This window comes from Mucilaginibacter aquariorum (assembly GCF_024498135.1).
GTDB classification, from domain to species: domain Bacteria; phylum Bacteroidota; class Bacteroidia; order Sphingobacteriales; family Sphingobacteriaceae; genus Mucilaginibacter; species Mucilaginibacter aquariorum.
The window spans coordinates 95,140-110,082 of record NZ_JANHOH010000002.1 but is presented as its reverse complement, the minus strand read 5'-3'; the positions used below and the strand labels follow the sequence as shown (position 1 = coordinate 110,082).

The following is a 14,943-nucleotide window of genomic DNA, read 5'->3' as shown; positions in this document are numbered from 1 at the left end:
TTTATGATCAACAAAATTAAGATAATTCTGTTACTGGTGCTGCTCCAGTTTTCTGCACAAGCCCAGCAGCGCTACCAACTGGACACCAAAAAAAGCCGGATATTATGGAAGGTGGAAACCGTAGGCAGGCACAACGGCTACCTGCTCTTCAACAAAGGCACACTTGACTATTCACCCAAGGGCGAACCATCCACCGGCGACTTCACCATGGATATGAAAAGCATCCGTAGTACCGACCGACCCACCGCCGCGGGCAGGCAAGAGATAGATAAGGAGCTTACCACAACCGGATTTTTTGATACCGGCGTTTACCCGACTGCGACAATGTCTGTTACAGGCATTATGCCCAGCTCTCAGCCTTCCGTCTTCAGGGTAAGCGGCGATCTTACCATCAAAGGGATCACCAAGCCCATCGAGTTCAACGCCACTATCAACAAAAAGGGGGACATCATTGGCGTAAAGGCCAACCTCAGCATCGACCGCACAAAGTGGAACATCGATCTGCAGGAGAAGCCAAAGCAATGGGATTTTCTTGCTGCGGTAAAGGACAAGATGATAGCCGATGACATTATGATCACGCTGGACCTTGCCTTCCATAAATAATTAAAAAATGGTTATGATCAAGATCTTTAAACAAATACTAATCTGTTCTTTGTTTCCGGCATTATTGATTTCCTGTAATTCGAAAAACAAAAAGGATCGCCTAACAGAACAGGCAACAGCATCAAAAGAAGCGACAAATATCGATGTTTTTGGAGCGAGCCTAACAAGCAAAATTGATAAGAACATCACCAGTATCTTACAGGATAAAAATGGCAATTACTGGTTTGGCACCAATGGCGAAGGAGTGTTTCGGTATGATGGAAAAACCCTGGTCCAGTTTACCGATAAAGATGGGCTAGCCAATAACCAGGTGCAGACCATACAGGAAGATAAATCTGGTAACATTTGGTTCGGTACCAGTTTATATGGAGTCAGTCGCTATGATGGACGAACCTTCACCACGCTTACAGATAAAGAGAATTCGCAATTAGCCGATAGCCCGGATAAAGATTGGAAAATAGAACCAGGCGATCTGTGGTTTGCTGCCGCGGGTGGAGTATATCGCTACAACGGTAAATCATTCACCTATTTACCATTACCTAAAACTGATCATGCACAGCCTCAACTTCCGGCCAATCGCCTCACACCTTATAGCGTTTATTGTATTCTTAAAGATAAAAAAGGGAATATTTGGTTTGGCACCCAAAGCATGGGCGTGTGCCGCTACGATGGCAAAGCCTTTACCTGGCTTTCTGCAAAAGGTTTAGCTGGCCCGGCTGTTCGTAGTGTGTTCGAAGACAAAAAAGGAAACCTTTGGTTTGGCAATAATGGTTATGGCTTATTCAAATATGATGGAAAATCCATAACCAACGTTACAAAAGAAAAGGGACTGGGTAACGGCGCTTTTCTAACATCGTCAAAATTATCAGGCAAACCAGGGCCTGGCACGATGGCCCGTGTTTGGACGATAAACGAAGACGGGAACGGAGACATTTGGGTTGGAACCTTCGACGCCGGTGTTTGGCGCTATGATGGTAAAAACTTAACTAATTATACCACAAAAGATGGGCTTACAAGCAATGTTATAAATACTATCTATAAAGACAAAAATGGCAAGCTCTGGTTTGGAACATACGGAGCAGGTGTATGCATATTCAATGGGATATCCTTCGCAAGTTTTGCCTTTGAATAGCATGTCACTTAAACACGTAAAGTAAAATAAAACCTGCTGCCTGCCCCAATTTCACTTTGAACGCCAATAGTACCGCCCTGCGCATTTATAAAATCTTTAGAGATGGCAAGCCCTAAACCCGATCCTGATTTGTTTTGCCCATCTGTAGGCACCTGGAAGTAACGGTCGAACAGGCGTTTTTGATAGGTTTCGTCGATGCCTTTACCAAAATCTTTTACCGAAAATTCAACAAGTTCGTTATGCCTGCTTATCTGTATAATGATCTTTGATTTTTCGGCGCTGTAACGTAACGCGTTCGATAGAAAATTAACCAATACCCAGGCGGTTTTCTCTACATCTGCCTGCACATCCGGCAGGTTATCATCTTTTAACACTTCCAGTTGTACCTGTTTTTGCTGGGCCTGAAATTGGATGGAAGTAACCGCGTAATCAACAATTTGCATGGGGTTTACCGGCACAAAATTTAACTGAATGTTCCCGGTTTCTACCTGCGAAAGTTCCAGCAGTTCGCTGGTTATTTTTAGCAGGCGATCGTTATCATCTTTAATATGGCTAACCAACTGATCCTGCTCGGTATTCAGTGAACCTACCCGTTCATCGTTAAGCAGCTTCAGGCTCATCTTTATGGAAGCGATAGGCGTTTTTAACTCATGCGATATAGTAGCTATAAAGTTGGTCTTCGCTTCATCGCGTTCTTTAAACTCGGTAATATTTTTGAGGATATACACTTTACCGGCCGACCGGCTTGCCAATTGCAATGCACCTTCAGATTTATCAATATCAGGCACCACAATATCGCTGCGCTGCAGTTGGAAAAATGATTCGCGGTTATCCAATACAATTTTAAAGGGCTTTATTGTAGCTTCATCTTTTAGGATAGATCTAAAAAGGTCATTGCTTTTCACCAGCTGCCCGGCATTTTTACCTATTATTTTATCATCGGTAATATTTAAAGTTTTGCGGGCGGCATCGTTCATAAAAAGTATCTCCTGCTTTTCGTTTATACCAATAATGGCATCCTGCATTTGATCAATTATGGCTTCGATACGCCGCTTTTCAGATATTACGGTAGCCAGGTTACTGTTCTCCCAATCGTTTAGTTTGGTTGCCATCAAATTAAATGCATTGGCTACTTCGGCAAATTCATCGTTCTGTTCAAAATGAAGGCGCTTGTCGTAATTTTTCTGACTAATTTCCCTAATACCTTCCAGCAATGCATTTAAAGGCTTAGAGATGATACCGGGGAAGTTTACACTAAAGCTAAAAAGCACCAGGAAAGTAAAGGTGCCGGTTAAACCCAAAAACAGTGTTGCTTCATCAACCGAAGTGTTGGCCATTTCATTTTTATGCACAATGGCCTGCATGTTAACAGACTCTATTTTCCGGAGGTACCTTCGCGCCTCTTTTTCGCTTTGCTGCAAGGTTAATATGTCCCCTTTTTTTTGAAGTTTATTAAATGTTGCTTGTAAGCCCTGCACAGCTTGCCGTTCGCCGGGCTCGGTTATATTATTTGCTTCCTTAAATAACAGGTCGCTAAAAGATAATACCGCTGTTGCATTAAGTGGCATGCTACTTTCATCAAGAATGGAACGCATTTCGCGGATAATGCTTAGCGACTTATAGTTGTCTTTTAAAATAACTTTTGCACTATTTGATATCTGGTTGATATAGAATAAAGATACTATGCCAAAAAAAAGGACGACTATAAACAAAAAGCCAAATCCTAAGCGGAGTTTATTTTTTACTTTCATGATAATATCACTAAATCAGTTTCTGTTAATGCTATCTTATTCAGCAGCTCGTTAAATACGGCGGTCCTTAGTATTACCTGCCATAAATTTAAATGTGGCTTGCCTATACAAATGGTGGTCACTTCTTTTTCTTCGGCTACTTTCATAATAGTTTGTGTAATGGCGTCGCTTTTTATCTTGATGAGCTCGGCACCAAGTTCTGTTGCCAATTTAAAGTTATTTATGAGATGTCGTTGCTTATCCAGTTTAATGCGATCCAGGCTTTCGCTACTGCTTTGCACATACAATACTATCCATTGCGAACGGTAATAGGAAGCCAGCCGGGCTGTTTTACGGATAACGATCCTGGCGGTTTCTGCATTTGACGATATACAGGCCAAAAACTTCTCGGGCCGTAGTTTTATCTGCTTAGGCACCTCTATATCTATCTTCCGCTCCAAATGATGCGCCACCTCTTTCAGTGCGATCTCGCGCAGTTGTAAAATTTTATCGTTGCGAAAAAAGTTTTGCAGGGCGGTTTCCACCTTCGCTTTATCGTAGATCTTACCTTCTTTCAATCTGTCGATCAGTTCATCGGCGGTAAGGTCGATATTTACGATCTCGTCTGCAATTTCCAATATTTTGTCGGGCACCCTTTCGGTAATGGGGATGCCGGTAATATCCTGGATCTCTTCGTTCAGGCTTTCTAAATGCTGAACATTAAGCGCCGTTATTACACTAATACCGGCTTCCAGTATATCCCTTACATCCTGCCAGCGTTTGCTGTTTTTACTGCCTTCAATATTACTGTGGGCAAGCTCATCAACGATAACCACTTCGGGGTGGCGGTTTAAAATGGTCTGCAGGTCCATTTCTTCCAGCTCTTTGCCCTTGTAAAATATTTTACGCCGATCTATCAACGGCAGCCCGGCTAATAAAGCATGTGTTTCGGCACGGTTATGCGTTTCAATATAACCTATCTGTATATCTATATTGTTTTTTAGCAGGGCATGGGCTTCCTGCAGCATGCGGTAGGTTTTACCCACACCCGCGCTCATGCCGATATAGATCTTCAGCTTGCCCCGCCTGGATTTTTTTACCAGGTCGATAAAGTTTTTTACAGATGTGTCTGCCATTAGTTTACTTTTTACCACAGAGTGAACAGAGATATAGTTTTTGTCAGACACAGAGCTCACAGAGGTATAATCTCTGCGAACTCTGTGTCTTTTTTTTCTGTGTACTCTGTGGTTAAATCAAATCTCAAATATTTAAAACGCGTAAACCGCCGCCACTAAAAATTGCGATGCCTGCTTAGTTGGCCCGCCATTGTTATTAATGAACTGACTGGTTGAACCATTATCTAATCTTGCCTCGGGGATCAGTGTTAACGGACCTGCCGTTATGTTGGCGGTTAAAGTAAATGCCGTTATCGATTCGCCGACTGGCGGGCCTGCTGTTACAAAGCCTCCGTTTTTAGTTTTAAAATATTCGCCCCTCAACCCTAAAGTTACCGCTTTTGAAACTGCTAATTGTGGGTATAATGCTACGCCTTCAAAACCGCCCTTTACAGCATCTGGCGCCGAAAAGCTTGCACCGTTCAAGCCTAATTTAAAGGCATCGGTTATTTGGTAGGCGGTGGTCAGATCCACGATGGTACCCGAAGTTTTACCGCTTAACAAATTGATGTAGGCTGTCCAGCCTTTAAGCGGACTAACAAATAGCTGTGCCCCAAATGTAGATACATCCCTTGATGATTGATAGTTGTTCCAGGTATCATTAAATATCCCGGCCATCAGGCTTATTTTGCTTGTAAAGGCATATGTTGCTTTAAAGCCCGCATTTTGGAATGGCCCGTTGGTGAAAAGGTATGAGGTAGAGTAGTTGAAATTCCCTACGGGTGATATTACTTCGTAACCCACAAAGGTTGACATGTAGCCGGCAGTAAGATTTAGTTTATCTGTTACATCATAACCCATATATAAATTTTGGATATGGAACGATTGCCCGTTGGTGCCGCTGTTTGGTATTGACTGTGCCTCGCCCCGCGGACCGAATGACAACTCGCCTACAAAGGAGGCTTTGTTCACTTTCTTTTTTTCGGCCAGGTCAACCATACCTATCGAGATAGAATTTTGGTCGGTAGCAAAGCTGGTGGGGATATTTGAGCCACCTGCCACGTTCCTGAATTTTGAAAAATCGTATTTGTAATACGCATCTACCGATCCGGATATGGTTAAAGGGGTTTCTGTAGTCTTGGTAGTGTCCTGTGCTTTGGCAGTTATAGCAGCAAAAAATATTACTAATGATATGAGGAATGTTTTCATTTTTTGGTTGGTTATATGCTTGTCATTTCGAACGAGCGATAGCGAGGAGAAATCTTGTTCAATATGCAAAGGTCGCCGCCTAACGTTCGAACAAGATTTCTCTCTATCGTTCAAAATAACATTTTGATCTTTTGTTATTTTTTCAGTTCATCTAAAGCCACATTCAATTTCAATACATTCACTTTCGATGGGCCAAACAGACCTAAAAGCGGCGCTTCGGTATGTGCTGACACCAAATCAGTAACTTGCTGCACAGATAATTTGCGATTATCAGCAATACGTTTGATCTGTATTTTAGCTGCTGCCGGTGAAATATCAGGGTCAAGGCCACTACCAGATGCGGTTACCATTTCGGCAGGGATATCCGCGCGTTTCAGGTATGGATGGTATTTAAGCAGGGTATCAATACGGCTGCTCACATCCTTCAGATAATCGGGGTTGCTTGGCCCTTTGTTTGAACCTGCCGAACCTGCCGCGTTGTAACCAACTGCCGATGGCCTGCCCCAAAAGTATTTGGGCTGTGTAAAGCTTTGGCCAATGTTGGCATATCCAACCACTTTGCCGTTTACCACAATGGTTTCTCCATCGCCACGGCCTTTTGATAACTTACCGGCAAGGGATATAGCTACCGGGTATATCACGCATAGTATTACGGTCAATACCAGTGTAATACGTATGGATTTTATGATGTTATTGTTCATGATCTTATTAATTAGAAGAATAGGGAAATAAGTAAGTCGATTAATTTGATACCGATGAATGGCGCGATAACACCGCCCAAACCATATATCAATAAGTTACGGCGAAGCAGCGCACTGGCTCCTATCGGTTTATATTCTACACCTTTTAATGCCAATGGTATCAGCATCGGGATAATGATGGCATTGAATATCACGGCGGATAGTATAGCGCTCTCCGGACTGTGCAGATGCATAATATTTATAGCCTGCAATGCCGGAATAGAAGCGATGAACAACGCCGGAACAATGGCAAAGTATTTAGCCACATCGTTTGCTATAGAGAAGGTGGTTAATGTACCGCGGGTAATAAGCAATTGCTTACCTATCTCCACTATCTCTATCAGCTTGGTTGGGTCGTTATCCAGATCCACCATATTACCGGCTTCCTTGGCGGCCTGTGTACCACTGTTCATGGCTACACCAACATCTGCCTGGGCAAGTGCCGGAGCATCGTTTGTACCATCGCCCATCATGGCAACCAGGCGGCCGCTTTGCTGTTCATGTTTAATATAGTTCATTTTATCTTCGGGCTTGGCCTCGGCTATAAAATCATCTACACCGGCCTTTTCAGCAATGAATTTTGCGGTAAGCGGGTTATCGCCGGTTACCATTACGGTTTTAATACCCATTTTGCGCAGGCGCTCAAAACGTTCGGCTATACCGGGTTTAATAATATCCTGCAGTTCTATCGTACCTAAAACCACTTCGTTTTGTGATACCACAAGCGGCGTACCGCCATTACTTGCAATGGCTTTTACACGCTCTTCCACATCGGCAGAAAACTTGTTTCCTGCTGCTACCGACATATTCCTGATCGAATCAAAAGCACCTTTACGGATCCGTAAGCCATCTGTAGTATTAATACCGCTTGAACGGGTTTCGGCAGTGAACTTAATGAACTCCGCACCCTTTGGCGCAGCCATTGAAATATGCATGTTGCTTTGCTGTGCCAGCTCAATTATTGATTTACCCTCAGGCGTTTCATCAGCCCGTGAGGATAATACGGCAGCTTTTACCAGGTCTTCGGGTAATACGCCGGGGGCCGGCCAAAATTGAGTGGCCTTACGGTTACCAATGGTGATGGTACCTGTTTTATCCAGCAGCAATACGTCAATATCACCTGCGGTTTCAACCGCTTTCCCAGACTTTGTGATCACATTGGCGCGCAGCGCCCTGTCCATCCCTGCAATACCAATGGCCGATAAAAGGCCACCGATAGTTGTGGGAATTAAACAAACGAAAAGCGATATCAAGGCCGCAATAGTGATGGGCGTGTTGGCATAATCTGCAAACGGTTTCAGTGTAACACAAACGATAATGAAGATGAGCGTAAAACTGGCTAACAAAATGGTTAGTGCTATCTCGTTAGGCGTTTTCTGGCGAGATGCACCTTCTACCAGGGCTATCATCTTATCCAGAAAGCTTTCGCCGGGTTCGGTGGTTACTATAACTTTTATCTTGTCTGATAATACTTTTGTACCACCTGTTACCGATGATTTATCGCCACCTGCCTCGCGGATAACCGGAGCAGATTCACCTGTAATGGCTGATTCATCTATTGTAGCCAGGCCTTCAATTATCTCACCATCCGTTGGGATGGTATCGCCGGCCTCGCAAACAAATACATCGCCTTTGCGCAATTCGTTTGATGATTTGCTGACGATGCTGCCATCGCTTAACAAGACATTGGCAGGTGTTTCCTCACGGGTTTTACGTAAGCTATCAGCCTGGGCTTTACCACGTGCCTCGGCAATAGCCTCGGCAAAATTGGCAAATAATAAGGTTAACAGCAGTACTAAGAAAATGATAAGGTTATAGGTGAACGAACCCTGGCCGGCATGCATAAAGCTGTAAACGCTCATGTAAAGCATTATGGCAGTGCCAACTTCCACGGTAAACATTACCGGGTTGCGCAGCATTACTTTTGGGTTCAGTTTGATGAACGACGCTGCAAGCGCGGTTTGCACCAGAGCAGGTTCGAATAATTTATTTGATCTTGTTGTCATGATATAGATTACTTAGGCATTGAGAAGAACTCTGCAATAGGGCCCAAAGCCAAAGCAGGGAAGTACGATAATGCGTTTAAAACAAGTATTACAGCGAAGGTCATCAGGCCGAAGGTTATGGTATCGGTTTTTAGCGTACCTGCCGATTCGGGGATGTATTTCTTTTGGGCAAGCAAACCTGCTATGGCCACCGGACCAATAATTGGCAGGAACCTGCCAAGTAACATCACAAAGCCTGTTGATACGTTCCAGAAGACATTGTTATCACCCAAACCTTCAAAGCCGGAGCCGTTGTTGGCGTTAGCTGAGGTCATCTCGTAAAGCATCTCGCTAAAGCCATGGAAACTTGGGTTGTTTAACCATGCCGATGGCTTAACGGCCCAGTCGGCATTACCATGATTGGTAAATACAAACGCGGCTATAGCCGTACCCGCCATAATAAGCAGCGGACTTAACAGGGTTATCAAAGCGGCTATCTTTACCTCGCGCGCTTCTACTTTGTGGCCCAAAAACTCGGGGGTTCGGCCAACCATCAGTCCGGATATAAACACGGCTATTATCAAATAGATAAAGTAGTTTAATACGCCCACACCGCAGCCGCCAAAGAAGCCGTTTATCATCATACCCAACAGCTGCCATAAGCCGGTAAGCGGCATGGTACTGTCGTGCATTCCGTTAACAGAGCCGGTTGATACAATGGTGGTGAAAGTACTCCAAAAGGCTGTCGCGGTTGGCCCAATGCGTACTTCCTTACCTTCCATAGCACCGGTTGGCTGGGCTATGCCCATTTTAGCGATGGCGGAATTTCCCCCTGTTTCGCTGCCGATGCTTGGGATGAGTAAGAGCAAAGCGCCGATCATCATCACCCCAAAAATTACCCAGCCCAGCTTTTTCCTGCGGATAAAATATCCGAAGCATAAAACCATGCCGATTGGGATGATCATTTGAGAAACGATCTCGGTAATATTAGTCAGGTAGTTAGGGTTTTCCAGCGGATGGGTAGAGTTTGCACCAAACCAACCGCCACCATTTGTACCCAGGTGTTTTATAGCGATGAATTGGGCAGCCGGCCCACGGGATACATTTACGGTATCGCCTTGCAGGGATATAAACTGGTCTTTACCTGCGTAGCTGCTTGGTGTGCCATTAAAGGTTAATATTAAGGCGACTACTATTGATAAGGGCAGCAATAAACGGGTTATAGCCCTCAAAAAGTAATTCCAGAAGTTACCAATATCGTTGGTAGTTTTATCGCGGAAGGCTTTAAACAAACCTACAGCGCAGGCAATACCTGTTGCGGCACTCACAAACTGCAAAAACATAAATATGTAATGCTGTGCCAAATAGCTGGCACCACTTTCGCCGCTATAGTGCTGTAAATTACAGTTCACCACAAAGCTGATGATGGTATTAAATGCCAGATCAGCCGTCATGCCGGGGTTTCCATCGGGATTCCAGGGCAACTTATCCTGGTTCATAAGTACAAAAAAGCCGTATACTAACCATAAAAGATTAATACACATCATTGCTTTTAAAAACTGTTTCCAGTTCATTGGCTCATTAGGGTTGATGCCAGACAGTTTATAAATGCCTTGTTCGACAGGTTTCATAAAATCTGTCCACACCTTTTCGCCGGCAAACATCTTTGCAAGGTATTTGCCCAGCGGTATGCCGATAACCAGCATCAGGGCGAAGGAGGCAATGATTCCAAATAGTTCTGTGTTCATTGTGTTAAGGATTAAAAATTTTCGGGTTTAAGCAGCACATATACCATGTACATGAAAACCGCGATAGAGATGATAAATAATGCGATCATGATGCGTTAGATTTTTTCGAACCAGTCGATAGATTTAAAAATGAACCACCAGCTAACAAGGATGGCGAGGAAGAGAATTATAGTGATCATTGTTTTGATATTTTGATCACCTATGCCAATAGGGATGCCGCTTGTTAAGATATTTTGTTAAGTTGCTGATTGTTAAATAATTGATTGATTTAACTGGATTTGCTAAAACAAAAAACCCTTCCATTTTGGAAGGGTTGATTATCGTTTTGGAAAAGGTTGTTGTTTTTAACCACAGAGGTAACGGAGGAAAAACACAGAGAGCGCAGACGTTTTATATCTCGCAGAAACGCAAAGAGCGAAGGGTTTGATGCATTAACATCGTTTTAAAGAAGCATGCCATGGGTGAGCTTGTCGAACCGTTGAGCGCTGGATAAGTCTTCGACAAGCTCAGACTGACAATTATTGGTAAATGGTGTGAGAAGTGTTCACGTTCACGGCCGTGAACACCATCGACAACACATAAATAGCTGATAATGAACAATTTTAAAAATAGGCTACTGACGAAATAACGTCACCATTAAATCCAAACCCAGCACAAGCAAACATGCACTATAATATAGCCGGTAAAGCTCCCCCGCCGCAAAGATCTTTCATTGCACCTTCAAAGGCCACGGGATTTGATAACTCAGACTGACAATTTATTTGGACGATATTTACAAACCGTATTCGTCAATCTTTCTGTAAAGCGTAGTTAAGCCGATGCCCAGCAGGCGCGCGGTTTCGGTTTTATTGCCTTTGGTGTAGGCCAATACTTTACTAATGTGCTGTTTTTCGATGCTCTGCAGATCGAGTGAATTGCTATCCGCATTTTGAATATTAAATTGTGTTGGTAATGTATCCGGGGTCAGGCTGTCATCGGCAAGAATAACCGAACGCTCGATAACGTTCTTCAGCTCACGGATGTTTCCCTTCCACTGATGGCGTTTAAGCAGATTTAAAAATTCATCGCTCATCTTAACAGACCGGCCTGCTTTATCCGTAAAAAACCTGAGGTAGTATTTAGCCAGCAGTTCAATGTCTTCCTTGCGTTCGTTAAGCGAGGGCAGGGCGATAGTAAATACGGATAACCGGTAAAAAAGATCAAGCCTGAACTTTCCTTCCTCCGCTTCCTTTTGCAGATCGCGGTTTGTTGCCGCCATAATGCGGATGTTAACTTTAGTGGTTTGTGTATCGCCCAGCTTAATAAAAGTTTTGCTTTCCAGTACACGTAAAAGTTTTGCCTGTAACTCCAGGCTCATTTCGCCAATCTCATCCAAAAAAATACTGCCGTGGTGTGCTTCTTCAAATAGGCCCTTTTTATCTTTTAAGGCGCCTGTAAAGGCACCTGCTTTGTAACCAAATAGTTCGCTTTCCAGTAGTTCGCCGGTAAAGCTGCTGCAGTTAATAGCTACAAATGGCATTTGCCTGCGCTGGCTCTCGTAATGTATAGCCGATGCAAATACTTCTTTACCCGTACCTGTTTCGCCCAAAAGCAACACGGTGGTATCGGTAGCAGCCACCTTGCGGGCAAGCTCTACGGCCTCAACAATGGGTTTAGACTGACCGATGATCTGCGAGAAACTGAATTTTCCGCTTATCTTTTTATCCGCATTAAAAGCATTTTGCTGTAGTTGCGCTTTTTCAACTGCCTGGTTAAGTAAGGGGATTATCTTATCGTTATCATCGCCCTTAACAATATAGTTGAACGCACCATTTTTAATAGCTTGTACGCCATCATTAATAGTGCCGTAAGCGGTAAGGTTAATTACCTCTACATAGGGCTTTTTGGCTTTGATGGTTTTTACAAGGTCAACACCGTTTGCATCGGGTAATTTCACATCGCTTAATACCACCAGCACATCCTGTTGCTCCAGTAATTTAATGCCATCTTTGCCATTATAGGCCTGAATTACACGAAACCCTTCCAAACCAATAATGCGCGAGAGCAGATCGTTCAGTTTTTTTTCATCATCAATGATCAGGATGGTTGCTTGCATACCAGTAATTATTATGCAATAATAATTATAAGGTGCTGTAATATGTAATCAATTATTAAAAGCGTCCTCGTACGTTTCCAGTGGTTGTTGTTCGATAGTTTTATTACCAGCATGTAATCGTCAGATTTATTGAAGACCAATGCCGTTTTTTGAAATTAGTCTTGAAACAACGTAGGAGTACTAATAGATGGGGTTTGACCTCCGGCAACGGATATTATTATAGTGTAAAGATTAACCCCTACGCTATTATTTGAAATAAATGCACCTTCAACGGGTACACTATTTGTATCTAAAACCGGGTTGTTATTCTCATCTAAAAAGGTTACCGAATAAAGAGTAGTGGGTCTCTTTACATTTCTTATTATCCTGATCTCCCTGCTCATCTCCGAATATCCGTTGGTAAATTCCGAACCAACCGTTTGGATAGTATCTACCGGAATTCCGTTCTGACTAAAAACAACTTTAATATTCTTATTGCCCAGAATAGATTGGGCGAAGTTTGCTATTTTAACTTTTATACGATCTTCTGTGGCAGGGCGGGGCTCCGAAAGCTGGTTGTTTTCCAATAGCTCTACACGCGCCGCATCGGGGTTTGGTTTAAAAAACACGTATGTTTTTGCAGTGTCTTTGCTGATAGTAAGTTTCCTGGTCAAAACACTGGTATTGGCAGCTGAGTTAAAAAACTCAAATTCGCCTTCGCCCGCCAACACCTTTAGGCTTCCGTCTGCTCGCGGTTCAATGGGTTTGCTCTGATAAGTGATTACTAATGGGCCATTGGGGCCGGCAAACACATCAAATGGGTCGATAAACGTAACACTGGCAAATGTAGCCGGCTTAGATAGCGTAGCTTCTTTTTTGCAGGAACAAATAGCGGTTGTAATTAGTAATATTAAAATGTAAATGTATTTTTTCATATTAATGATTTAAAGTAGCGGCCCAATCGGGCCGCTACTTATTAACTTATATTATGTTTTATAAAACAAACAGATTGAAACTTAAACTTAAAAAGATGGTGTAAAATCTGTCCAGTTGTTTGTCCAGATGGTTAATGCTGTAGCTGCAGGATCAATTGCGCCACGATAAGATGTGCCACCACCGGCAGTGTTTCCACCGCTAAACGCAGGAGATGTTGATAATGGCCTTAAGTTAAGCGGAGTATATGCACTTTCGTCATAGAAAGCAGCAGCGCTTGTTAACTTAAGTAAAGTATTAGCAGCAGGTGTGTTTTTTAAACTATCAGCAGCGATTAAGCTGTAAGTAGCCGGATAAGAAGGTGTGATGGTAGATGTAGCTGAGTATGCCTGCACCACATTGTTCTGGAATATAGAACCAGTGGTGGTAATACCTTCAAAATGAGCACCTGTGTTAAACCCACCCAAAATTGAATTCTGAATATCAAGCGATGATGCTCTTCTCCAGTGGTTAGCTTTTTCCAGGTCAGCTATGTTGCTGTTGGTAGAGTAACCCAGGATAGTAAAGTTTCTAAGTTTTGGCTTTGTAAGTGGCGTTAAAGCGCCATTTCCTGCAGCATTGTTATCAGATTCGATACCGTTAGCATCGCTTACACCACCAGAAACTGTGTGGCCAGAAAAAGGATCTTTCAATGCAATGGCATACTGAATTGTACCAGAGTAACCGTTGTCAAAATCAAAATCATCATCAGTTCCTGCTAAAGCAATAAGGTGATCTGCATTAACTGTTCCACCAAAAAACTCAAAGGAATCATCATTACTAAAAGATACCTGGATGTGGCTTAAAGTTGTTCCGGAACCTACACCACCTAAAGTAAGGCCGTTGATTTCATTATCAGTTGATAATAAAAATCCTGCATACTCAATACGGGCGAAACGTATAACACCTGAATTATCATTTGAAGTAGTTCCACCATAAGTAACATTGGCCGGCGGTGAAGTTGGGATACCTTCAATAACCGTAGTGGTTGGCTGATTGGTAGGAGCTTTTCCTAACAGGATAACACCGCCAAAATCACCAGCTACCGGAGCTGCTACAGCCGGATCAGGACCAAAAACGATGGTGCTGTCTGGGTTATAGCTCGATTCAGTAACATTGTTTTTGTTACCATCTGCAAATATCTGAGCATTTTTGGCAATAACCAATACGCCCTTTAAAGACCTGCCGCCATAAGTTACCGCATTACCGGTTACTACGTGTGTACCTGCTTTAATGTACAATTTAGCATTAGGACCCGAAAAATAGACCACCCCGTCTAATTTATACAAGGTATCAGGGCTTAATACACGTTTTGCAGTGTAAACACCACTTAAGTGCACTTGTGGAAGTGTACTGTAATCAATAGGCGCTTTAGAAGATTTGTTAAAATCTCCGTTTGCACCAACTAAATCTTTCTTGCAGCTTGTTAGGCCAAAGGTAGCAGCTACTGCGAGTACTGCTAATGTTGCATGGATTGTTTTCATTTGTAGGAATTTTTAATTAATGGATAAAAGGGTTTTGTTTGTATTATAAAACATTGTAAAGTTGAACTATTAGTTTAACCAATGCAAGGAAAATATAAAAAATATTTTTCATAACTAATTGATTAATAGCATTTTATATCACTTTTTAAAA

11 protein-coding genes are annotated in these 14,943 nt (G+C 42.9%); 2 read left to right on the top strand and 9 right to left on the bottom strand.

Annotation, left to right across the window (positions count from 1 at the left end):
• Positions 1 to 3 precede the first annotated feature (3 nt).
• Together NPE20_RS11385 and NPE20_RS11380 are read left to right on the top strand one after the other, a co-directional pair.
• Positions 4 to 603 (top strand): YceI family protein, encoded by a 600-nt coding sequence (locus NPE20_RS11385; RefSeq protein WP_256538779.1) that lies wholly within the window; start codon positions 4 to 6, stop codon positions 601 to 603.
• Positions 604 to 616: 13 nt separating this feature from the next.
• Positions 617 to 1,735, top strand: coding sequence for a ligand-binding sensor domain-containing protein (locus tag NPE20_RS11380; RefSeq protein WP_256538778.1), 1,119 nt, complete (start codon positions 617 to 619; stop codon positions 1,733 to 1,735).
• Between the two features lie 8 nt (positions 1,736 to 1,743).
• Here the strand turns inward: NPE20_RS11380 and NPE20_RS11375 are convergent, their stop codons facing one another.
• The 9 genes from NPE20_RS11375 to NPE20_RS11335 form a co-directional block, all read right to left on the bottom strand.
• Complete coding sequence (locus NPE20_RS11375) at positions 1,744 to 3,486, bottom strand: ATP-binding protein (protein ID WP_256538777.1); 1,743 nt, start codon at positions 3,484 to 3,486, stop codon at positions 1,744 to 1,746.
• Positions 3,483 to 4,601, bottom strand: a complete 1,119-nt coding sequence (locus NPE20_RS11370; protein WP_256538776.1) for a sensor protein KdpD — start codon at positions 4,599 to 4,601, stop codon at positions 3,483 to 3,485. The genes NPE20_RS11375 and NPE20_RS11370 overlap by 4 nt, the downstream gene beginning before the upstream one ends.
• A gap of 132 nt (positions 4,602 to 4,733) precedes the next feature.
• On the bottom strand, positions 4,734 to 5,789 hold the full coding sequence (locus NPE20_RS11365) for an outer membrane beta-barrel protein (RefSeq protein WP_256538775.1): 1,056 nt from the start codon (positions 5,787 to 5,789) through the stop codon (positions 4,734 to 4,736).
• A gap of 134 nt (positions 5,790 to 5,923) precedes the next feature.
• Positions 5,924 to 6,490, bottom strand: a complete 567-nt coding sequence (locus tag NPE20_RS11360) for a K(+)-transporting ATPase subunit C (RefSeq protein WP_256538774.1) — start codon at positions 6,488 to 6,490, stop codon at positions 5,924 to 5,926.
• A gap of 11 nt (positions 6,491 to 6,501) precedes the next feature.
• Positions 6,502 to 8,535 (bottom strand): potassium-transporting ATPase subunit KdpB, encoded by a 2,034-nt coding sequence (kdpB, locus tag NPE20_RS11355; protein WP_256538773.1) that lies wholly within the window; start codon positions 8,533 to 8,535, stop codon positions 6,502 to 6,504.
• Between the two features lie 8 nt (positions 8,536 to 8,543).
• Positions 8,544 to 10,262, bottom strand: a complete 1,719-nt coding sequence (kdpA, locus tag NPE20_RS11350) for a potassium-transporting ATPase subunit KdpA (RefSeq protein WP_256538772.1) — start codon at positions 10,260 to 10,262, stop codon at positions 8,544 to 8,546.
• 772 nt (positions 10,263 to 11,034) lie between these two features.
• A complete protein-coding gene (locus NPE20_RS11345; protein WP_256538771.1) occupies positions 11,035 to 12,357 on the bottom strand; it encodes a sigma-54-dependent transcriptional regulator in 1,323 nt (440 codons plus the stop codon).
• A 155-nt stretch (positions 12,358 to 12,512) separates the two neighbouring features.
• On the bottom strand, positions 12,513 to 13,271 hold the full coding sequence (locus tag NPE20_RS11340; protein ID WP_256538770.1) for a hypothetical protein: 759 nt from the start codon (positions 13,269 to 13,271) through the stop codon (positions 12,513 to 12,515).
• Between the two features lie 87 nt (positions 13,272 to 13,358).
• Positions 13,359 to 14,792: a beta-helix domain-containing protein gene (locus NPE20_RS11335; RefSeq protein ID WP_256538769.1), complete on the bottom strand. Its 1,434-nt coding sequence runs from the start codon at positions 14,790 to 14,792 to the stop codon at positions 13,359 to 13,361.
• Positions 14,793 to 14,943 lie beyond the last annotated feature (151 nt).